Raw genomic sequence first — 21,117 nt, 5'->3', positions numbered from 1 at the left:
GCTCCCCCGAGCGGCTCCAGCGCCCACCAAGGCGAACTGCTTAGCCTGAGGCTAACCAGCTCGAGAGGATGTCCATGACCGACAGCATCGCCACCGACAGCATCGCCACCGTCCGGAGGACCGCCGTCCAGACCGAGGCCGATCGCGTGTCCGCCGACCTCGCACGCCGCGGGGTCGACGTCGACGCGGTCCGGGCGAGGTACCGGCAGGAACGGGACCGACGCGTCCGACCGGACGGCGCGACCCAGTACCGCCGCGCGACCGGCTCGTTCGGCTACTACGCCAAGGACCCCTACACGCCCCGGACCGACCGGGAGCCGGTGACCACGGACGTCGAGGTGCTGGTCATCGGCGGCGGCTTCGGCGGACTCGTCACCGCGGCCCGGCTCCGCGGCCACGGCGTCGAGGACATCCGGATCATGGACGAGGCCGGCGACTTCGGCGGCACCTGGTACTGGAACCGGTACCCCGGGATCCACTGCGACATCGAGTCCTACGTCTACATGCCGCTCCTCGAGGAGGTCGGCACCGTCCCGAGGTGGCGGTACGCCCCGGGCGAGGAGATCCGCCAGCACGCCATGGCCATCGGGCGGACCTTCGACCTGTACCGCGACACCCTGTTCCAGACCCGGGCGACCGGACTGCGCTGGGACGAGGACGACGACGTCTGGACGGTCGAGACCGACCGCGGCGACCACTTCCGGGCACGGTTCGTCGTCACGTCCTCCGGGACCCTGACGGAGCCGAAACTGCCGGGCATCCCGGGCATCGAGACGTTCCGCGGCCACACCTTCCACACCAGCCGATGGGACTACGGCTACACCGGCGGCACGGCCGAGGGCGGGATGACCGGACTCGCCGACAAGCGGGTCGCGGTCGTCGGCACCGGCGCCACCGGAATCCAGGTCGTCCCGTTCGTCGCCCGCGACGCGGAGCACCTGTTCGTGTTCCAGCGCACCCCCTCGACCATCGGCGTGCGCGACAACCGTCCGACGGACCCCGCGTGGGCCGCGTCGCTCCGTCCTGGCTGGCAGCGCGAACGCCAGGAGAACTTCATCCGCACGGTCTCCGGCGCGCCGGTCGACGAGGACCTCACCCGGGACGGATGGACGGCGACGGCGCGGATCCAGCGCACGATGATCACCGGCACCGTGGACGAGCGCGTCGACCCGGCGGAGCGGGAGCGTCTCGACGAGCTGCTCGACCTGCAGCACATGACGGACGTCCGCGCACGTGTCGACGAGGTCGTCGAGGACCCGGCCACCGCCGCGGCGCTGCAGCCCTGGTACCGCTACATGTGCAAGCGACCGGCGTTCAGCGACCGCTACCTGCAGGCGTTCAACGAGCCGAACGTCACACTCGTCGACACTGCGGACACGGGCGGCATCACCCGGATGACCGAGACCGGCGTCGTCGTGGGCGACACCGAGTACCCGGTCGACTGCGTCGTCTTCGCCACCGGCTTCGAGGTCGGCGTCTCCGGGGTGCTCTCCGGCAGCCTGCCGGTGCACGGTCGCGGCGGCACCATGCTGCTCGCGTCGTGGGCACGGGGCCCTCGGACGCTCCACGGCTTCACCACGCACGGGTTCCCGAACCTCTTCCAGCTCGGGCCGCTGCAGAACGCGAACTCGGTCAACTTCGTCCACGTCCTGCAGGACCAGGCCGACCACATCGCCGAACTGATCCGGTCCGCGCGGGCCACCGGTGCGCGGTACGTCGAGCCGACCCGCGACGCGGAGGACGCGTGGGCCGCCACGATCCGCGCCACCGCCATCGACAACGACGCGTTCCGCGCGGGCTGCACGCCGGGCTACTACAACCGCGAGGGGACCGCGACGACCGGGAACACGTCCTTCGGCCCGGGCCCGGTGGTCTTCCGCGACGTCCTGGCGGACTGGCGCGCACACCGGATGGACGAGGTGATGGTCACCACCTGAGCACGGTCACCCCGTGACGGACGGGAGGCCCGGTGCCGGCTGGCACCGAGCCTCCCGTCCGGTGGTGGTCGCGACCCGGCTACCGGACCCGCCGTCGAGCCGCGCAGCGGATCACGCTAGCGTCGAGACCATGTCGTCTCGTCCGCCGGTGCGCGACCCGCGGCAGCGGCGTGTCCGGGTGCCGTGGGACGGCCTGCCCGTCTGGGTCCGCGACGCCGCGGGCGGGATCCTGCTCTTCGTCCTGTCGCTCCTCCCCCTCGGTGTCGCCGGGGTCGAGCTCGGCGAGCTGCACCACGCCGTCCCCGGGTGGGTGCCCCCGGTCCTCATCGCCGGGCAGTCCCTGACCCTCGCCGCCCGCCGGGTCGCCCCCGGGACGGCGCTCGCCGTGGTGGGCGTCGCGTTCGCCGCGGCGCAGCTCGCCGGCGTCGGCACCGGGGTCGCCGGGCTCGGCCTGTTCGTCGCGATCTACTCGTTCGCCGCCCACGAGCAGCGGCACCGGCGGACGATCGCCGTCGTCGTCGCCGCCGGGTACGTGCTGCTCGCGTTCGCCCTGCACGCCGAGGGCTCACCCGAACGCCTCGTCGACTGGGCGACCTTCTTCCTGGTGCTCACGACCCCGTGGTTCGTCGGTCTCCTCGTCCGGCGCCGGGTCGCCGAGCAGGCAGCGCGCGAGATGCAGGCGGCGGAGGACGCCGTCCGCGAGTCCCGCAACCTGCTGGCACGGGACCTGCACGACATCGTCACCCACCACGTCACCGCCATGGTCGTGCAGGCCGACTCCGCCGCCTACCTCGACGCGTCCGAGGAGGCCGAACGCGCCCGGACCCTCGAGATCATCGGGACCACCGGCCGCCGCGCCCTCCAGGAGCTCCGGTCGCTCCTCGGCGCCCTCGAGCAGACCATCGCCGCGCCCGGCGGCGGGCCGGCACCCCGGGAGGCCGTCGCCCACACCGTCGCGGACCTCGTCGCCGAGGCCCGGCAGCGCGGGTACCCCGTCGTCCTCACCGAGCCGGCAACACGGCCCGTCCTCTCCGACGAGGTCGCCCTCACCCTGTACCGCATCGCCCAGGAAGCCCTGACGAACGCCATGAAGCACTCCCCCGGAGCCCCCGTCGAGATGACCCTGACCGATCACGACGGACGCGTCGAGCTGCGTGTCGTGAACGACGTGACCGGCGACCCTCCTGGTGTTCCCGGCCGTGGCCGCCGGGGCATGGCGGACCGCGCCGCGCTCCTCGGCGGACGGCTCGACACGGGCGCCGTCGGCGGCCGCTTCGAGGTCGTCGCCTCGTTCGCCCCGGACGCCCACGCCACACCGGGCCGCCGCCGGTGAACGCGGCTGACGGAGCGACCCCGACACCACCCGACGCGGGCAGCCGCCTGCGCATCGCGCTCGTCGACGACCAGACCCTGGTGCGCGACGGGTTCGCCCGGGTGGTCCGCGCACAGACGGACATGGAGCTCGTCGGGCTCGGCGCGAACGGCCGCGACGCCGTCGACCTCGCCCGCGACGCGACGCCCGACGTGATGGTCGTGGACATCCGGATGCCGGTGCTCGACGGCATCGCGGCCACCCGGGAGATCCTCGCCGCGCCGCGTGACGACGGAGCGGCGCCACCCCGGATCCTCGTCGTCACGACGTTCAACCTGGACGAGTACGTCTTCGACGCCCTCCGTGCCGGAGCGAGCGGGTTCCTGCTCAAGGACGCCTCGCCCCCGCAGTTGCTCGACGCCGTCCGGACGATCGCGCGCGGCGAGGCACTCGTCGACCCCGCCGTGACGCGCACGCTCATCGGCAGCTTCGCGGGCCGGATCCGGCCCCCGGTCACCGTCGCCGACGAGTCCGGGCAGCTGACACCACGCGAGCTCGAGGTGCTGCGGCTCCTCGCCCGGGGCATGTCGAACGTCGAGATCGCCGAAGCCATGTTCGTCACCCGTGAGACCGCGAAGACCTACGTGTCACGGATCCTGCTGAAGCTCGGGGTCCGCGACCGCGTCCAGGCCGTCGTCTACGCGTACCGCACGGGCATCGCCGACGACTGACGGGCCGCCCGACGGGACTGTCCACCTTTGGGGGACCCGGCGGATCGCGCCGTTTCCTACGGTCGTCATGGCAGCAGATGCTGCTCCACGACGAAGGAGACCGACCATGGCAACGACCACCGCCGGGAAGCCGAGCGTGATGCGCCGGATCCTGACCTTCCCCCTCACCTGGATGATCATCGGCACGGTGTTCGTGTTCCTCACGAACGCGATCCTGGTCGGCGTCGGCTCGGAGATGGACGCCACCGGCGTCATCGTCACCGCGCTGATCGGCGCCGCCGCCGGGCTCGTGTTCTACCAGCTCACGATGTGGCTCGTCGCCCGCCGCCGGACCCCCGAGCTGACGGTGCGCGGCATCGGTCGCGAGACCTTCCTCGGCCTCGCGATCGGCGTCCTCTTCATCGCCGTGTCGTACCTGATCGTGGTCGCCACCGGCGCCTACACCGTGACCTGGGCGCCCCACGACGTCACCACGACCGTCGCGCTCGCCCTCGCCGTGAACGCCGGCGCCGCCATCGTCGAGGAGCTCACCTTCCGCGGCCTGCTCTTCCAGGGCGTGGAGCAGCTCTGCGGCCCCCGCGTCGGCCGGTGGATCGCCCTCGCCGTCACCGCGGCCTTCTTCGGCGGCGCGCACCTCCTCAACCCCGGCGCCACGCTGTGGTCGTCCCTCGCCATCGCGATCGAAGCCGGTGTCCTCCTCGGTGCCGCCTTCATGTGGCGCCGCAACCTGTGGTTCGTCTTCGGCATCCACTTCGCCTGGAACGTCATCGAGGGCCTGCTCGGCATCCCCGTCTCCGGACACCGCGACCCGGGCCTGTTCGTCACCACCGTGCACGGCGACGGCCTGCTCTCGGGCGGCGCGTTCGGCCTCGAGGCGTCCTTCGTGCCGGTGCTGGTCAGCCTCGCCGTCGCGATCCCGATGCTCGTCGCGGCCCGCCGTCGGCGAGTCGCGCCGACCCGGTCCGCCGCGGCGCGCGTCCGTCTGGAAGCCGTCGGCCGCTGATCGGTCGTCATCCGACGGACGGGAGGCACGGTGCCGGCCGGCACCGGGCCTCCCGTCCGCGCGTCAGCGCTCCGGAGCCGCGGCAGCGATCACCACGCGACCTGCGTCCGGAAGAAGCGTTCCCAGAACGCCGTCCGCTCCGGGGTGGCGACCGGACGCATCGCGAAGTCGGTCCCGAGGTCCATCACCGTCGGCACAGTGGCCGCGTACTCGGGCCATGCCGGCAGGCCGGGACCGTTCGGGTCGCCCGTGGCGATGTAGTTCACCCAGTACGCGGACATCCTGGCCGCGACCGCTCGGTCGTCGTCGTCCCAGTCCAGGTCGACGACGTCGAGGTTGTCGAACACGAAGTCGATCTCCGAACCGTGGCCGGCGCGACGGGGGCCACCGGACGGCGACGGCGGACGGTGCGTCCAGAAGTACGTCCGCACCGGGCGCTCGCACTCCGCGGTCCACGTCGTGCCCCACAGGGAGGTCGACACCGTCGCGTTGTCGTGGATCGCGTCGTTGCTCGCCAGGGCCGCCTCGTCGTCGTCCGTGGCGGGGTAGAGCGCGAGGAACTCGTCGGCGAGCGGACCGAACTTCTCGTGCGCGCCCCTGGTGAAGGACTCGAGGGTGACGTGGGTCGGCGGTCGACCCGGTCGCCACGGCTGCTCCCCCTTCGCACGTGTCGCGGCGAACGCGTCCTCGGGGATCGCGCCGCTCTCGTCGAGGTCGTTCCCGGCGATGTAGTCGACCCGGTTCTGGGCGCCGAGCGCGTACGTCTCGGCGTAGCCGTGCGGCAGGACCCAGCCGTCGACGACGGGACGGAAGAGCGGTGGGCGGGCGTCGCTCCCGGTCTCGACGTCCATGTCGCCGAGACGGTCCCGGTCGACGAGGTCGTCGAACGGCAGCGCGCGCATCGCGTCGAGGTCCGTCGCACCGCGCGCCGCGACGAACGCCGCGCCCTGCGCCTCGGCGGCGTCGCGTCCGCGGTAGGAGGTCGAGAGGTACCGCAGCTCGGTGTCGCCCGCGTGCCGGGCGTGGCTCTGCGCGATCACCCGGTGGAACAGGCCGGTCGCCAGCGGTGACATCGCGAGGAAGTTGCACGTGCCGGCCCCGGCGGACTGCCCGGCGATCGTGACACGGCCGGGGTCGCCGCCGAACGCGGCGACGTTGTCCCGGACCCACTCGAGGGCGCGGACGCAGTCGAGCAGACCGTAGTTGCCGGAGGCGTCGTGACCGGACTCCGCGCTCAGCTCCGGTGTCGCGAGGAAACCGAGCGCACCGAGCCGGTAGTTGAACGTCACGACGACCACACCCCGACGCGAGAGGTTCTCGCCGTCGAACCGGGGGTCGGCGGCGCTGCCCTCCTGGAACCCGCCACCGTAGATCCACACCAGGACCGGCTTCGGCTCGTCGCCGCCCGACACCGGCGTCCACACGTTCAGCGTGAGGCAGTCCTCGTCCATCCCCAGCCCGAGCGCACGGGTCGCGGCAGTCTCCGGCTGGGGGCTGATCGCCCCGAACCGGGTGGCCTGCCGGACGCCGTCCCACGGTGCCGGCGGCTGCGGGGCGCGCCACCGGAGATCGCCGACCGGCGGGGCGGCGTACGGGATCCCCCGGAAGACGTGCACGTCGTCGCGACGGCCCGTGGTCCCCTCGATGAGTCCGGCGTCGGTCGGGACGGTCGTCGTCGTGTGCTGGTCGATGCTCATGCCGTGGCCACGCTGTCGATCTGGCGCACGATGGCGCGACGGAGGACGACCACGAGGACGCCGCTGATCACGAGCGCGACGGTCATGCCCTGCCACATCGCGCTGTACCCGAAGGTCGTCGCGATCGACCCGCCGACGATCGGTCCCACGATGTTGCCGAGGTCGCTGCCGAGGAAGTTCGTGGTGCTGCCCGCGCCGCGTCGTTCCCTGGGGACCATCTTCATCGCCATCGACTGCAGGACCGGCTGGCACCCGCCGTAGCCGAACCCGAACAGGACCGCCGCGACGAGGAACGCCAGCAGGGAGTGCGAGACGCTGATGAGGAAGAACGAGCCGATGAAGAGCACCATCATCGGGACGAGCACGAGGTACCCGAAGCGGTCCGCCAGGCGACCGGCGAGCGGACGGGAGACGAAGAGCACGCCGGCGTAGATCGTGAAGAAGAAGGAGATGTTGCTGCCGATGCCCTGCTGGCCCGCGAAGATCGCCAGGAACGGGTTCACCAGGCTGTAGCAGGCGAACACGAAGAAGGTGATGATCGCGGCGAGCAGGACCTCCTTCGCGAAGAAGTTCTTCGGCGACAGCTTGAACCCCTTCGGACGCTTGTACTTGAGCTTGATCTGGGTGCACATGACGACGCCGAGGCCAACGAACCCGGCGGCGATGAAGAACGCCGTGTCGTAGGAGCCCGCCGCCGCGACCTTGAGCGAGATGACCGGCCCGACCATCTGCGCGATGCCGGCGCCGAGCGTGAAGAACCCGAGCCCGGTACCGATCCGCTCCCGCGGCAACGCGTCGGCCGCCATCGCGATGAACGCCGTCGTGCTGAACGCCTGGCCGGCGCCCTGCAGCAGGCGGAAGGTGATCAGCTCCGGGACGTTGCCCGAGATGCCGAACCCGAGGAACGCGATGCCGATCGCGATGATCGCGCCGAGGACGATGAACTTCCGGTTGAAGGCGTCGAGAGCCGGTGCCGAGGCGAGCTTGAACACGATCGCCGACCAGGCGAAGGCGCTGGAGACGATGCCGACGACCGCGGCGGTCGCGCCGAGGGAGTCGGTGTACTTGCCGATGAGCACGTTCGACATCTGCAGCCCGATGGACACGAGCACGTTCGTGGCGAAGATCGCGATGAACGCACGGTTCCAGATCTTCGAGGGTTCCTGCGCCACGGACGCGTCCGCCTCGGCCGTCGCGGCCGGGACGGGCGGTCGCCCGTGTTCGTCGTCGATGATGTCCTTCGCCATTGGAGGGAGCCTTTCGCCTGGTCGTCGTAACTCACACGAAATCGTGTGAGATTGAAGATAGGCAGGAAGACCCGAGCCGTCAAGCCGGGCTCAGGCGACGGGCGTCGGGACGTCCAGGCCGTTCAGCTTGTGCTGCCGAGCACACGTCTCGATCGCCTCGGAGCTCGCGCCGGCCTCGAGGAGGTCGAGGAGCCGCTCGTGCTCGGCGATCGAGGCGCGGTGCCGCCCGGGGACGGTGTGACTGACACTCCGGCGGATCACGTCGAAGCGCTGCAGCTCGCTCGTCAGGAGCGACGCGATGTGGGCGTCGCCGCTCCGCTCGTGGAAGAGCGCGTGGAACCGACGGTTGAGCTGGCCGAACCGGTCGAGGTCGATGACGTCGAGCGCCTCCCCCATCTCCCGGTCGAGCGCCCGAGCCGCCGCGATGTCAGCAGCGGTCAGGTTCGGCTGCGCCAGCGCGGTCGCGAACCCCTCGAGCCGGGCGATCAGTTCGAGGGTGTTCCGGTGGTCCTCCACGTCGAAGAGCGCGACCCGCGCGCCGACGTTCCGGACGACCTCGATCCACCCCTCGGCCTCGAGCCGACGGATCGCCTCACGCAGCGGGATGTTGCTCAGGCCGCTCTCGCGGACGAGCTGGTCGACGACGATCCGGTACCCGGGCACGTAGGTCCGGTCGATGATGCGACGCTTGATGAGGGCGTAGGCGAGATCCGCCTTGCTCTCGCTGTCCGGCTCGCGACTGCTCACGCGAGCACGATAGCGCAGACCCCGTCGGACACGGTGCGAAGTCGACTTGACGAGCACGACCGACGGCTTTAAGTTCATGCATTGGATCGTGCACGATCCTGACCGACGTGCACGATCCTCGACAGGGAGGTCGAGATGCAGCAGCCGGGTACCGCGCCACCACAGCGTGTGTGGACCGCGGGGTTCGCGTGCCTGTTCGCGTCGTACGCCCTCATCTCGCTCGGGCTGACGATGAGCAACGTGCTCATCGGGAAGTACACCGACTCGCTCGGTGCCACGCCGAGCGTCATCGGCATCGTGAGCAGCGCGTTCGCGGTCACCGCGATCGTGTTCAAGTGTGTGTCCGCCCCGGCGATCGACAGCTTCGACCGCAAGTACGTGCTGATGGGCGCCGCGGGCGCGATCGCCATCGCGATGTTCGGCTACGGACTGTCCGACTCCGTACCGCCGCTCATCGTCTTCCGGCTCGTCCAGGGTGCCGGTCAGGCCTTCACCGCCACGTGCTGCATCGCCTTCGCGGCCGACCTGCTCCCCCGCGAACGGCTCGGCATCGGCATCGGGGTGTTCTCGCTCGCCCCGGCGCTCGCCCAGGTGATCGGCCCGAACATCTCCCTCGGCGTCTCAGCGGCCTTCGGCTACCGGACGCTCTTCCTCGTCGCCGGGGGCGTGCTGCTCGTGGCCGCCGCGCTCGTCACCCGTGTCCGCGCGCCCTCCGTGCCGCGTCGACCGTTCCGGATCACGCCCCGGAACGTCTTCGCGCCCGAGGTCGCCATCCCGGCGCTGTTGTTCTTCCTGCTCGTGGGGTCCTACAGCCTCGTCAACCCGTTCCTCGCGCTCTTCGCCGAACGGCAGGGGGCGGGTGCGCACATCGCGCTGTTCTTCACCGTCGACGCGCTGACCCTCTTCGTCTCACGCCCGCTCGCCGGCCGACTCGCCGACCGATTCGGCTACGGGGTGCTCGCGGTGTTCTTCGGCCTGTTCGCCGCGTCGCTCCTGGTGATCAGCACCGCGCACACACTCCCCGTGTTCCTCCTCGCCGCCGTCCTGCTCGGCTTCGGGTACGGGTCGTGCCAGCCCCTCATCGAGGGCATGGCGATGAAGATGGTGCCGGCTGACCGCCGCGGGGCCGCGAGCTGCACCACGTTCCTCGGCAGCGACGCCGGCGACTTCGCCGGCCCGATCGCCGGCGGTGCGATCGCGCAGTCCGCCGGGTACCCGGCGATGTGGCAGACGATGACCCTCCCCCTCGTCGCGGGCGCGGTGCTCGCCGTCGTGCTGCGTCGCCCGGTGGCGCGACGGCTCGCGCGGGCGGCACGGTCCGAGGCGGACGTGGTCGCGCAGCTGGCGGAGCGGGAGTCGACCGTCTGACCCTCCGTCAGCTGACCACCACCCGCACACGATCGAGGTCCTGGACGAGCTCGTGCGCGGTGCCGGACGCCGTGGTCGGCTGCGCGGTCACCCGCGCCGTGACGAAGTACGTCCCGGGCTCGTCGAAGACGACGTGCCGCGTCGCGGTGACGCGCCGGGCCGGGGTCACCGGCTCCGCGACGTAGCCCTCGTGCTGGCCGTCGTGCCACTCGAGCGCGACGACCTCGCCGCCTGCGGTCGGAACGGTCGCCGATGCGGTGATCGCGACCGCTTCGCCGACCCGCGCGGCGAAGCGACGGGAACCGTCGGACGACAGGTCCACGACCGGCTGGACACCGGCTCGCTCGGACGCCGTCGGCGGGACGACGACCTGCCCGTCGACGACGTCGTACCGCGTGGAGGCGGCAGGAGCGACGCCGTCCTCGACCCAGCGCGCGAGGGCTCGGAGGGCCTGCTGCAGGACACCGAGGTAGCTCACGGTGCGCGTCGGGAACTCCTGGTGCTCGTCGTCGCCGTGCAGGGCGTTGTCGACGTACCAGAGCCGGAACGTGTCGTCGGCGGCGTCGCCGAGGTGCTCGACGACCCGCGAGCGGTACCAGTCCGCCTGCCACGCGAACGCCTCGCGGTCGAGCAGGCACGCGACGACGATCGTCTTGTCGCTGATCCGGCCGGTCTGCACGGTCCCGGACGCACTGGCCGCGAACAGGGGTCCGAGGAGGAAGGGCCGCTGCGGCGAGCCGGGCCGGCCGTCGGCGTCGCGGAACTGGTCCCACACGGCGTACGAGGCGTCGGGGACCTGGTGCCGGTGGTAGGTCTGCGCGGCGAGGAAGTTCGCGTTGTCGACCCGGACCCGGTCGCCGACGGCGATGCGGCCGACCGTCTCGGGGTCGTTGTCGAGGTCGATGACCGCCGCGTCGCCGGTGGTGCCGCTGAGCCGGATCCGCGCGCCGGCCGCTGCACCCGTGAGGACCTGCAGTTCCGCTCCGGCGACGTCGTGGTCGAGGGTGTGACCCAGCGTGAACGCCGCCACGTCCGTCGCGCGGACCTCGTCGTAGACCGGTTCGACCCCACCGACACCGGTGAACGCCGACCGGTCCGGGACGAGGCCCGCGGCCACGGCGTCCGCGGTGGACAGCAGGGCCGCGACCGACGTCTCCACGAGGGTGCGCTCCGCGTGGATCGGGTCGTCGGGGTCGGCGCCGAGGTAGCCGTCGACGTTCCAGAAGTCGTGGTCGAAGTACGCCGGGTCGGCCATCACGATGCCCGGGTAGAGCGCGCTGAACGCGTGCGTCCCCAGGGTCCCCCACGCGAACCAGGCGCGCGGCGGGAAGCCCATCCGTGTCACCTCGGCGAGCGCCGCGGCCTGCGCCTCGGTCAGCACGTCGGCGAGCAGCTCGGCCGGTGCGCGGTCGCTGCCGGCGTCGTACGCGTCGACGATCGCCGGGAAGGCGTCGTGCAGGATCCGCTGCGCGTGCATCCGCACCGTGAAGACGTTCGGGATCGCCATCGGACTCCCGACGACGTAGGGCACGTAGCCGTCCCAGACCCCCGTCGTGTTCTCCGCGGCGCCGATCGTCCGGTACGCGCCGCCGCTGCCGCCGTACGCGTAGCCGAACGGACGGTGCGGTCCGTAGACCTCCTCGGCGACGACGCGCGAGTACCGGGCGGCCGCGGCGTTGGCCTCGTAGGCGCCGATCCGCGGGTCGACCCCGGACATCGGGTCCCCGGCCGCCTCGCCACCGCCGTTGGTCTCGACGAAGTACGCGCCGCTCGCGGCAGCGAAGCCGATCTTGTCGGCCTGTCCGGACGCCTGCTGCGCGAGGTCCTCCGACAGGGGGCGCGGCGTGACGTGCTGGAAGAAGCGCCCCTGGTACTGCTCGGCGGGCGGGAAGTAGAACGAGAAGCGCGTGTCGGTGCCCGTGAAGCCGCCGTGGACGTAGCGGTGCCGGACCGGTTCGTCACGCCACTCGTCCACGTCCGTCCAGGGGCGCGCGGCGGTGTCCGCGAAGGGGATGTCGGTCGGGTCGGACACCTGCGTCGTGTCGGTCATGGTGCTCCTCCTCGCTCCACCGGGTGGGGCGACGTCGTGGGGTGGCGGGTCAGAGCCCGGCCGTCGGGGTGGTCATGGTCGCGATCATCTCGGTCCAGTTCCGGCCGGTGAGCCGGCGGATGCCGTCGAGGAGCATCTCGCCGATGTCGAGGTCGGGGTCGACCGCGTTCATCGTCGCCAGTCCCTCCCAGAGGGCGAAGACCTGGCGCCCGACCGCTGCCGGGTCGAGGGACGGGTGCGCGAGGCCGCTCCGCTGCTGCTGTTCGACGACCGCGGTCCACAGCTCGATGGCCGCCGCGGTCCGGTGCGCGATGTACTCGGCCGCCGGGTGGTCCTCGGACACGGCCTGCCCCTTGATCACCTGGTAGAGGCGTCGTCGGTGCAGCTCGGTCTGCGTCCGGGCGTTCGCCACCTCGCGGAGGCCGTCGAGGTCGAGGTCCGTGGCGAGGGCGCTGGCGCCGGTCGTCGGGTCCCGGTGCGCCGCGAGCGAGTCGGAGAGCTCGAGGGCGGCGATGACGAGGTGGTCCTTCGTCGGGAAGTGGTACAGCAGGGTCGCCTCGTTGGTGCCGGACCGCTCGGCGACCAGGGCCGTGGTGACCTTCTCGTGGCCGAGTTCGTCGACGATGTCGAGGACGGCACGCGCGATGGTCTCGCGGCGTTGCTGCGACCGGGCGTAGGGGCCGCGCTTGTTCCGGGTGCCTTCGGTGGTGGTCATCGCATCACCGTAGGGCCGTCACCGGTGTCGTCTCCCGATGCCGTGCCCTTCGCCGCCCGCTCGCGCTGCACCATCACCGAGGCGGTGATCGCCGGCAGGTCCCGTTCGAACCGCTGGTACCGCCAGGCGATGACCGCGGCCACGATCGACAGCGCGGCCGGCAGCCAGCTGTTCACGGCGATGATCCCGAGCGTCGCCGACGGCGTCTGCACCGCGCGGGTGCCGTCGTACCCGGCGATCGAGAGCACGATGCCGCCGATCCCCGCGGCGACGCCGACACCGAGGTTCTGCGCGAAGCTGGTGACGCCCCCGCCCACGCTCTCGAGACGTCGGTTCCCCTTCGACTCGTTGTACGTCGCGTTGTCGATCACGAGCACCGGGAGCAGGAAGGCGATCGGTGTGCTGCCCGCGGCGGTGAACAGTGCGGCGACGAGCAGCAGCGGGATGTTCGCCCCGGCGAAGGAGTACATCGCGAACCCGATGGCCCCGAGCACGGACGACACCATGATGATCGCGGAGATGGAGTACCGCTTGATGATCCGGGGGAAGAACAGCATCACGGGCAGGATGAGGATCGCCAGCGCACCGGCGATGCCCAGGAGTCCGACGTTGCCGACGACGTAGCGGTAGTAGTAGGCCAGGGCGCCGAAGTTGCCGAGCACGGCGATGACGAACTGGATCCCCGAGACGCTCCACAGGTACGGGTTGCTCTTCAGGACCGTCATGATGTCGCGGAGCGTCGCCCGCTGCGCCTCCGCCGGGTTCGGCTGGTGGGTCTCCCGCACGGTGCAGAACCGGATGAGGCCGATGAGCGCCAGCGGGACCGCGAACACCAGGATCATGTGCGACCACGCGGTCGTGGACTTGCCCGCCTGCCCCACGAGCACGGGGAAGACGATGCCCACGACGAGGCTGATCACGCCGATGACGATGCCGGACGCCGAGGATGCCTTCGTGTACGCGTCCCGGTTCGCGAAGGCCCGCGCGAGGTAGAGCGGCTGGTTCGCGAGGAAGAGCGGGGAGAAGACCGCGGTCACGAGCAGGTAGCTGACGAACACCCACGCGTACTCGGCGACCTCGCCGAGCCCGCCGGGAGTGGAGAAGAGCACGGCGGTGAAGACCCAGATCCCGATGATCGCGAGGTCGTAGGGACGTGCTTTGCCCCACCGGGTCTCCGGGGACGCGTCGACGAGCCAGCCGGCGAAGAGGACCCCGACCGCGTCGACGAGCTTGCTCGCGAGGAGGAGCCCGCCGACCACGGCGGGGGCGAGCCCGAGCGTGTCCGTGCAGTAGATCGTGAAGTACGTCAGGACGATCACGGACCCGGCCTGCGACGCGTGCGAGGACGACCACGCGAGCAGCCGGCCGAAGGAGATCCGGCCCGTCGGGTCAGGGGTCGTGGTCGGCGGGGACTGGGGTTCTGACGTCGCTGTCATGAGACTCCTCCATTGGAGCACCAGGGGTTCGGGTGAGCCGATCGTAGGAGTGCCCACATCCCGCTGTCAACGCCAATGTTGAGTTCACCCTAGGTTTCCACTCGAAACGAGCAGTTCCACCCCACAAGAGGGGACGAGGATGGTCCTTTTCCCAGTGCTCTTCCAAACTTGGACGCCGGGAACGCGCGAGCGGCAGACCGCCGGGCGGCAGCGGTCGCGCCGTCAGATGTCGCCGCGCCCACGACACCCCCCTGGAAACGACGAAGGTCCCAGCCGATCGGCTGGGACCTTCGTCGTGGTCGGGTCTTCGTGACCCTGGTGTTCGGTCGGGCTGACAGGATTTGAACCTGCGACCCCTTGACCCCCAGTCAAGTGCGCTACCAAGCTGCGCCACAGCCCGCGAGTCCTTGCGGACTCTGAGTCCTTGCGAACTCGAAGCCCCGGAGGACTCCGCCACCCGCACCCGACCGAGCGCGGAGCAGCCCGACCAGCATAGCGGACGCAGGACCCTCGCCGCGCCACCCGCGCGCACCCGCCCCGCCCCGATCGAGTGCGCAGACGTTGTGGGTGTGCGGCCACCTGGAGCACGACGTCTGCGCACTCGATCGTTCCCGCCTGCGGAAGGGCGGCCACCACGGCCACGAGCCGCCCAGCGCGCCTCCCCTAGGGTGGCCCGATGCGTTCCCGTCCCGCCCGTGCCCTCCTCGCGCTCGCGGTCACCGGCCTCGTGGTCGGTGTCGCCGGATGCAGTGGTTCCGCACCCGACACCGCCCGTCCGACGCTGACGAAGGCACCGTCCGACACCGTGACCGTCGCCGCCGAGCCGGATCCGGCCGCACGGTCGATCCGGGCGAGTCGCGCGCTCTTCGCCAGCGCTCCCGGGGCGGTCGTCGCACCGTCGGACGACGCCGAGGCGATCCGCCACGCGGCGAGCGCCGCCCGCACCGCCCACGTCCCCGTCCTGCTGACGGACACGAAGGACACGAAAGACACGAAGAGCAACGCCGTCGGCAAGGAACTCGACCGCCTCGACGCCCGCTGGTACCAGGCCGAGGGCGACGTCGAGGTCGACACCGGGCTCGAGCGCCGCGCCGCGCCGGACGCGACGACCGCTGCGGCGACGACCCGGGCCTCCCGGCCGGCGACCGTGGTGGTGGCGGACAGGACGGCCGACGCTGCGGTCGTCGGGACGGCGACGGCGGCGGGTGCGCACGTGGTGACCATGCCGGAGGGCGTGACCGACCCGGCGGCCGCACCCGACGTCCTCAAAGCGCTCCACGCGCACCGGTCGTCGCCGACGGTCCTGGTCGGGTCCGCGTTCGCGGACCTCGGTGACCCGACGTGGACGGTCCGCGCGGCGGAGAGCGGGTGGCAGCTGCCGCACGGTGGTCAGCGGCCGTTCGACGGGCACCGGTACGTCGCGACGTACGGCGCCCCGGGCGCGCCGGCACTCGGCGTCCTCGGCGAGCAGGACCCGGCCGCGTCGGTGGCGCGGACGAAGCAGCTCGCGGCGTCCTACGACAGCGTGTCGGACGAGCCGGTCACGCCCGCGTTCGAGCTCATCGCGACCGTCGCGGCGGGCAGCGCCGGGGCGGACGGGGACTACTCGAGCGAGCTGCCGGTCTCCACCCTCGAACCGTACGTCGATGCCGCGCACGACGCCGGCATGCCGGTGATCATCGACCTGCAGCCCGGGCGCTCCGACTTCCTGTCGCAGGCGAAGCGCTACGAATCGCTCCTGGAGCGGCCGGGGGTCTGGCTCGCGCTCGACCCGGAGTGGCGACTCGGGCCGGACCAGGTCCCGCTGGAGCAGATCGGGAGCGTCAGCGCCGCCGAGGTGAACCAGGTCTCGGACTGGCTCGCGTCGCTGGTCCGGTCGGAGGGCCTGCCGCCGAAGGCCCTGGTCCTGCACCAGTTCCGGCTGTCGATGATCCAGGACCGGTCCGCGTTGCGGTCGCATCCGGAGCTCGATCTGCTCATCCACGCGGACGGCCAGGGCTCGCAGCCCGACAAGCAGGCCACGTGGAAGGCGCTGCACGCCGATGCCCCGGCGGGCGTGCACTGGGGGTGGAAGAACTTCTTCGACGAGGACCAGCCGATGCTCTCCCCGTCCCAGACCATGGACGAGGTGGCGCCGACGCCGTCGCTGGTCACGTACCAGTAGCGCGAGTTCTCCACAGCCTGGAGGCCCGGTGCCGGTTTCGTCGGCGGGTCCTGACAGCATGGGGTCATGTCCACCCCCGCGCTCGGCTCCGTCCCGTCCGTCCCGGCCTCGGTTCCCGCCCCGGCACCCGCCGCGGCTCCGCCGTCGGCGGAGATCGCTGCGGAAGCGCAGGAGGCCCTCGCGGCGCTCACCGGCCGGCCGGACGCGGTCTTCCACCCGGGCCAGCTCGAGGCGATCTCCGCCCTGGTGGAGCACCGGCAGCGTGCCCTCGTCGTGCAGCGCACCGGGTGGGGCAAGTCCGCCGTGTACTTCCTCGCGACCCTGCTCCTGCGTCGTCGCGGCGGTGGGCCGACGGTCCTCGTCTCGCCGCTCCTCGCGCTCATGCGTGACCAGGTCGCGGCGGCCGCCCGAGCCGGGGTCCGCGCCGTGTCGATCAACTCCGCGAACGCGCACGAGTGGACGGAGACCCAGGCGAAGCTCGCGCGCGACGAGATCGACGTGCTCCTCGTCTCCCCCGAGCGGCTGAACAACCCGAAGTTCCGCGACGAACAACTCCCGTCGCTCATCGCCAGGATGGGGATGCTCGTCGTCGACGAAGCGCACTGCATCTCCGACTGGGGCCACGACTTCCGGCCGGACTACCGCCGGCTCGCCGAGCTCATCCGCTCCCTGCCGCACGGCGTGCCCGTCCTCGCCACCACCGCGACCGCGAACGAGCGCGTGGTCGAGGACGTCGCCGAGCAGCTCACCGCCGGCCCGTCCGACCCGGTGTTCACCATCCGCGGGTCGCTCGCACGGGCCTCGCTGCGGCTCGGTGTCCTGACGCTGCCCGACGCCCGCGCGCGCCTGGGGTGGCTCCTCGCACACCTCGGCGACCTGCCGGGCAGCGGCATCATCTACACGCTGACGGTCTCCGCGGCCGAGGACATCGCCCGACTCCTGCGGGAGAGCGGCTACGCCGTCCGCGCGTACACCGGCCGCACCGACACCGACGAGCGTGAACAGCTGGAGCAGCAGCTCAAGGGGAACGAGCTGAAGGCGCTCGTCGCCACCAGTGCGCTCGGGATGGGGTTCGACAAGCCCGACCTCGGGTTCGTGGTGCACGTCGGTGCGCCGTCCTCCCCCGTCGCCTACTACCAGCAGATCGGTCGCGCGGGGCGTGCCACCGACAACGCCGACGTGGTCCTGCTCCCCGGGTACGAAGACCAGGAGATCTGGAAGTACTTCGCCAGCGCCTCGATGCCGACGTCCGCACGCGCCACCGCGGTGCTCGGAGCGCTCTCCACGGACAGCGCCCTGTCGACCGTCGCGCTCGAAGGGCTCGTCGACATCAAGCGGTCCACACTCGAACTCCTGCTCAAGGTGCTCGACGTGGACGGTGCCGTCCGCCGGGTCGCCGGCGGGTGGGTGTCCACCGGGCAGCCGTGGGAGTACGACTCCGTGCGGTACGAGCGCGTCGCCGCTGCCCGGGCGGCAGAAGCGGCGTCGATGCTCGACTACGAGTCGACCTCCGCGTGCCGCATGCAGCTCCTGCAGCAGGACCTCGACGACCCCTCGGCCGAACCGTGTGGGCGCTGCGACAACTGCGCCGGGGTCTGGTACCCGGTCGACGTCCCCGACGGCGCCACCGCCGGTGCCGCCTCGGCGCTCGACAAGGTCGGGGTGGAGATCGCCCCGCGCGCCCAGTGGCCGTCGGGCATGTCCGCGCTCGACGTCCCCGTCCGCGGCAAGCTCGCGCCCGGTGAGGTGGTCGCGCCTGGCCGCGCCGTCGCACGCCTGACCGACCTCGGGTGGGGCGGGCCGCTCCGGGCGCTCTTCGCACCGGGGGTCCCCGACGCGCCGGTGTCGCGGGAACTCCTCGACGGGTGCATCCGCGCGCTGCGGGACTGGCCGTGGGAGACCCGGCCGACCGGCGTCGTGGCGATGTCCTCGCGGTCACGGCCGCAGCTCGTCGCGTCGCTGGCGCAGGCGCTGTCGTCGATCGGCAAGCTCGAGTTCCTCGGGACGCTCGACCGCGACGGTGGGGTACCGCGCGGGGACGGCGCGACGAACAGCGCCTACCGCCTGTCCGGCGTGTGGGAGACGTTCGCGGTCGGCCCCGAACTGTCGGCGGCGCTGCAGTCGCACGACGGGCCGGTGCTGCTCGTCGACGACCTGGTCGACAGCCGGTGGACGATGACCGTCGCCGGCCGGGAACTCCGGCGTGCGGGGGCGTCAGCGGTGCTGCCGTTCGCCCTCGCGACCGTGGCGTAGCCGCGCGCGGGTTCCAGCCGAAGGGTCCGGGCGGCGCCTACTCGGCGCCGATCGCGTCCAGTTCCGCCAGGGCGTCCTCCGGCAGGGTGAACCCCGCCGACGCCACGTTGTCCCGCAGGTGCGCCACGGACGACGTCCCCGGGATGAGCAGGATGTTCGGCGAGCGCTGCAGCAACCAGGCGAGTGCGACCGTCAGCCGGGACACCTCGAGCCGCGCTGCGACGGCGTCGAGCGCGGACGACTGGATCGGCGAGAAGCCGCCGAGCGGGAAGTACGGCACGAACGCGATTCCCTGCTCCGCCGTCAGGTCCACGAGTGCGTCGTCCTCCCGGCGGGCCACGTTGTAGAGGTTCTGCACGCAGACCACCGGGGCGATGGACTGGGCCTCCGCCAGCTGCTCCGCGGTGACCGTCGACACACCGAGGTGGTTGATGAGTCCCTGCTGCTGCAGCTCGGCGAGCGCCTCGAACTGCGGCGCGATGGACCCGGGTTCGGGCGCGTCGAAGCCGCCCATCCGGAGGTTCACCACGTCGAGCCGCTCGACGCCCAGGTTCCGGAGGTTGCCGTGCACCTGTTCGACGAGTTCGTGCGGCTCCCGGGCGTTCGGCCACCCGCCCCGCTCGTCGCGTCGCGCGCCGACCTTCGTCACGATGCGGAGGTCGGCCGGGTACGGCGAGAGGGCCTCGCGGATGAGCTCGTTCGTGACGTACGGCCCGTAGTAGTCCGAGGTGTCGATGTGCGTGATGCCGAGTTCCACGACGGTCCGGAGCACCCGGATCGCCTCGTCGCGGTCGGCGGGTGGGCCGAAGACGTGCGGTCCGGTGAGCTGCATCGCGCCGTACCCGACACGGGTGAGTTCGAGGTCGTCGGCGAGGCGGAAGGCACCGCCGGGGAGCGTCGTGTTCGTCATGGCGTCCACGATGCTCCGCACGCCGGCGGGGACGGTCAGGCCCGGTACCCCACCAGTCGTCGCACGGCTTCCTCGACGCGTGCGCGTCGCTCACCCGGGTGGACGTGCTCGGTGAAGGCGCCGTCGGGCAGGCGTGCCTCGGCATCGACGACCGCGAGCACGTACGCCAGCAACTCCGCAGCGTCGAACGCCTCGACGTCGACCGCGCCGCCACCGGACTCCGCGAGTGCGGCGATCGCCTCCGCGGTCGCAGCCGGCAGCGCCCCACCGGCCACCACGGACGCGAAGAGCTCACCCGCGAACCGCGGGAGGTCGTCCGGCCGGAACCGCACGCCGAGGATGATCGCCATGGACCGATCCTACGGAGCGGTGGGCCGTGCGGGCTTCGGGAACGTCGTGCGCATGTGGTCCGAGGTGAGCACGTCACCGATGCCGATCATGAGCACGGAGAACACGATCTGCTCGACGACCATCCAGAACGGGTACAGGTTCGGGATCGCCGCGATGACGAGCGTCACGACGGGGAAGATCCGGCTGAACAACCGGAGTCGCTGGTACGCCCAGTAGTAGCCCAGCTGCGCACGCCACGCGAAGACGTAGAGGGTCAGCGTGATGAGGAGCACGACGGTCGCCCGGAACCAGACCGCCCACGGGATGGTCTGGCCCGCGTGTGTGAGGACGATCGCGATGACGATCGCGGCGAGTCCGACGACGGTCTCGGCGACGAGCAGCCACCGGATCCAGCGGAAGGACCGCACGGTGTCCGGGTGCTCGAGCATCGACTCACGGATCACGTACCCGCCCGCTCGGCCGCCGGCCAGCCGGTCGAGCCGCAGGCGGCACCACATCCGGTCGGCCAGGGTCTGCTGCGTCACCCGTCCATGGTGCCGTATCCGGCGCACCCGGCGGACCACGAGCCTCCAGTCCGGAACGACGGCCAGGAGGCTGGACACGCGTCGCCAGCGCTGGTCGCGTCCGTCCCGTGCGCGGTTCCGGGGCCGTCAGCGGCCTGGCAGGAGCTCGGCACCACCCAGGATGGTGGTCGTGTTCCAGTCGAGGACGACGAGCGAGTGCACCTCGTCCGGCAGGATCTGCGGGATGCCGACGTCGATCACGGCCGAGGTGGCGCCGTGCGGGATCACCCCGATCTCGACGGGGTCGCCGTCCGGGATCCACCGCGCACGCTGCCCGGTGCCGACGACGTCACCGCCGGTGAGCTGCACGCGGATGTCGGCCGTCGCGATGTCGGTCGTGAAACCCGTGATCGTCACGCGGATCGACCGCGCGCCGGACCGCGTGACGGTCACGTGCCCGGTGGTGTGCACGCCGATCGAGACGATCGTGCCGTCGACGGGCAACCCGGTGCGGTACCAGGGCTCGTCGAGCGGGGGCAGCGTCGCCACCGCGTTGACCGGCGCCCGGCCGACGGTCGTGTGGGCGACCGGAGGCGGCGCGAGCAACCAGAAGCACAGCGCGGCGATGATCGCGACGCTGACCGCTCCGATTGCTGCCCAGCCGTTCGGCGTGGGCCCGTGCCCGGGTGACAT

General features: G+C 71.7%; 17 protein-coding genes and 1 tRNA gene. 7 read left to right on the top strand and 11 right to left on the bottom strand.

The features are described from left to right. Positions 1-74 precede the first annotated feature (74 nt). From EDF55_RS18375 to EDF55_RS18360, 4 genes are all read left to right on the top strand, one after another. On the top strand, positions 75-1,937 hold the full coding sequence (locus tag EDF55_RS18375) for an NAD(P)/FAD-dependent oxidoreductase (RefSeq protein WP_123656428.1): 1,863 nt from the start codon (positions 75-77) through the stop codon (positions 1,935-1,937). 130 nt (positions 1,938-2,067) lie between these two features. Further along, a complete protein-coding gene (locus EDF55_RS18370) occupies positions 2,068-3,270 on the top strand; it encodes a sensor histidine kinase (protein ID WP_123656427.1) in 1,203 nt (400 codons plus the stop codon). Then, positions 3,267-3,980 carry a response regulator transcription factor gene (locus EDF55_RS18365; protein WP_123656426.1) on the top strand — a complete coding sequence of 238 codons (714 nt, stop codon included), beginning with the start codon at positions 3,267-3,269 and terminating at the stop codon, positions 3,978-3,980. The genes EDF55_RS18370 and EDF55_RS18365 overlap by 4 nt, the downstream gene beginning before the upstream one ends. Before the next feature lie 106 nt (positions 3,981-4,086). Next, positions 4,087-4,983 carry a type II CAAX endopeptidase family protein gene (locus EDF55_RS18360; RefSeq protein ID WP_221180782.1) on the top strand — a complete coding sequence of 299 codons (897 nt, stop codon included), beginning with the start codon at positions 4,087-4,089 and terminating at the stop codon, positions 4,981-4,983. An 89-nt stretch (positions 4,984-5,072) separates the two neighbouring features. On the opposite strand, the gene EDF55_RS18355 is transcribed toward EDF55_RS18360, so the two are convergent. The 3 genes from EDF55_RS18355 to EDF55_RS18345 form a co-directional block, all read right to left on the bottom strand. Next, positions 5,073-6,680 carry a carboxylesterase/lipase family protein gene (locus EDF55_RS18355; RefSeq protein WP_123656425.1) on the bottom strand — a complete coding sequence of 536 codons (1,608 nt, stop codon included), beginning with the start codon at positions 6,678-6,680 and terminating at the stop codon, positions 5,073-5,075. Continuing rightward, positions 6,677-7,927: an MFS transporter gene (locus EDF55_RS18350; RefSeq protein ID WP_123656424.1), complete on the bottom strand. Its 1,251-nt coding sequence runs from the start codon at positions 7,925-7,927 to the stop codon at positions 6,677-6,679. The genes EDF55_RS18355 and EDF55_RS18350 overlap by 4 nt, the downstream gene beginning before the upstream one ends. 90 nt (positions 7,928-8,017) lie before the next feature. Then, positions 8,018-8,674 carry a GntR family transcriptional regulator gene (locus EDF55_RS18345; RefSeq protein ID WP_165931573.1) on the bottom strand — a complete coding sequence of 219 codons (657 nt, stop codon included), beginning with the start codon at positions 8,672-8,674 and terminating at the stop codon, positions 8,018-8,020. A 135-nt stretch (positions 8,675-8,809) separates the two neighbouring features. Between EDF55_RS18345 and EDF55_RS18340 the strand changes: the two genes are divergently transcribed. Next, the gene (locus tag EDF55_RS18340) at positions 8,810-10,042 is read left to right on the top strand and encodes an MFS transporter (RefSeq protein ID WP_123656422.1); all 1,233 of its coding nucleotides are present in this window, start codon (positions 8,810-8,812) and stop codon (positions 10,040-10,042) included. 7 nt (positions 10,043-10,049) lie between these two features. Here the strand turns inward: EDF55_RS18340 and EDF55_RS18335 are convergent, their stop codons facing one another. The 4 genes from EDF55_RS18335 to EDF55_RS18320 form a co-directional block, all read right to left on the bottom strand. Beyond that, the gene (locus EDF55_RS18335; protein WP_123656421.1) at positions 10,050-12,092 is read right to left on the bottom strand and encodes a hypothetical protein; all 2,043 of its coding nucleotides are present in this window, start codon (positions 12,090-12,092) and stop codon (positions 10,050-10,052) included. Positions 12,093-12,141: 49 nt separating this feature from the next. Further along, complete coding sequence (locus tag EDF55_RS18330; protein ID WP_123656420.1) at positions 12,142-12,807, bottom strand: TetR/AcrR family transcriptional regulator; 666 nt, start codon at positions 12,805-12,807, stop codon at positions 12,142-12,144. Further along, positions 12,804-14,243 carry an MFS transporter gene (locus tag EDF55_RS18325; RefSeq protein WP_123656419.1) on the bottom strand — a complete coding sequence of 480 codons (1,440 nt, stop codon included), beginning with the start codon at positions 14,241-14,243 and terminating at the stop codon, positions 12,804-12,806. Before EDF55_RS18325 ends, EDF55_RS18330 begins: the two co-directional genes overlap by 4 nt. A 326-nt stretch (positions 14,244-14,569) precedes the next feature. Continuing rightward, a tRNA-Pro gene (locus tag EDF55_RS18320) sits at positions 14,570-14,643 on the bottom strand. 276 nt (positions 14,644-14,919) lie between these two features. Between EDF55_RS18320 and EDF55_RS18315 the strand changes: the two genes are divergently transcribed. Then, positions 14,920-16,407 carry a hypothetical protein gene (locus EDF55_RS18315; protein WP_123656418.1) on the top strand — a complete coding sequence of 496 codons (1,488 nt, stop codon included), beginning with the start codon at positions 14,920-14,922 and terminating at the stop codon, positions 16,405-16,407. Between the two features lie 66 nt (positions 16,408-16,473). Then, positions 16,474-18,660, top strand: a complete 2,187-nt coding sequence (locus EDF55_RS18310) for an ATP-dependent DNA helicase RecQ (protein WP_243698424.1) — start codon at positions 16,474-16,476, stop codon at positions 18,658-18,660. A gap of 37 nt (positions 18,661-18,697) precedes the next feature. Here the strand turns inward: EDF55_RS18310 and EDF55_RS18305 are convergent, their stop codons facing one another. The 4 genes from EDF55_RS18305 to EDF55_RS18290 form a co-directional block, all read right to left on the bottom strand. Then, positions 18,698-19,570 (bottom strand): oxidoreductase, encoded by an 873-nt coding sequence (locus EDF55_RS18305; protein WP_123656417.1) that lies wholly within the window; start codon positions 19,568-19,570, stop codon positions 18,698-18,700. Positions 19,571-19,605: 35 nt separating this feature from the next. After that, positions 19,606-19,920, bottom strand: a complete 315-nt coding sequence (locus EDF55_RS18300; RefSeq protein WP_123656416.1) for a hypothetical protein — start codon at positions 19,918-19,920, stop codon at positions 19,606-19,608. Between the two features lie 9 nt (positions 19,921-19,929). Further along, a complete protein-coding gene (locus EDF55_RS18295) occupies positions 19,930-20,445 on the bottom strand; it encodes a hypothetical protein (protein WP_395867846.1) in 516 nt (171 codons plus the stop codon). Positions 20,446-20,571: 126 nt separating this feature from the next. Further along, positions 20,572-21,117, bottom strand: coding sequence for a hypothetical protein (locus EDF55_RS18290; RefSeq protein WP_123656415.1), 546 nt, complete (start codon positions 21,115-21,117; stop codon positions 20,572-20,574).

Origin of the sequence: Curtobacterium sp. ZW137 (genome assembly GCF_003762905.1) — a bacterium.
GTDB lineage: Bacteria > Actinomycetota > Actinomycetes > Actinomycetales > Microbacteriaceae > Curtobacterium.
The sequence above is the reverse complement of the archived record's forward strand: the minus strand, read 5'-3'. Positions and strand labels throughout refer to the sequence as shown.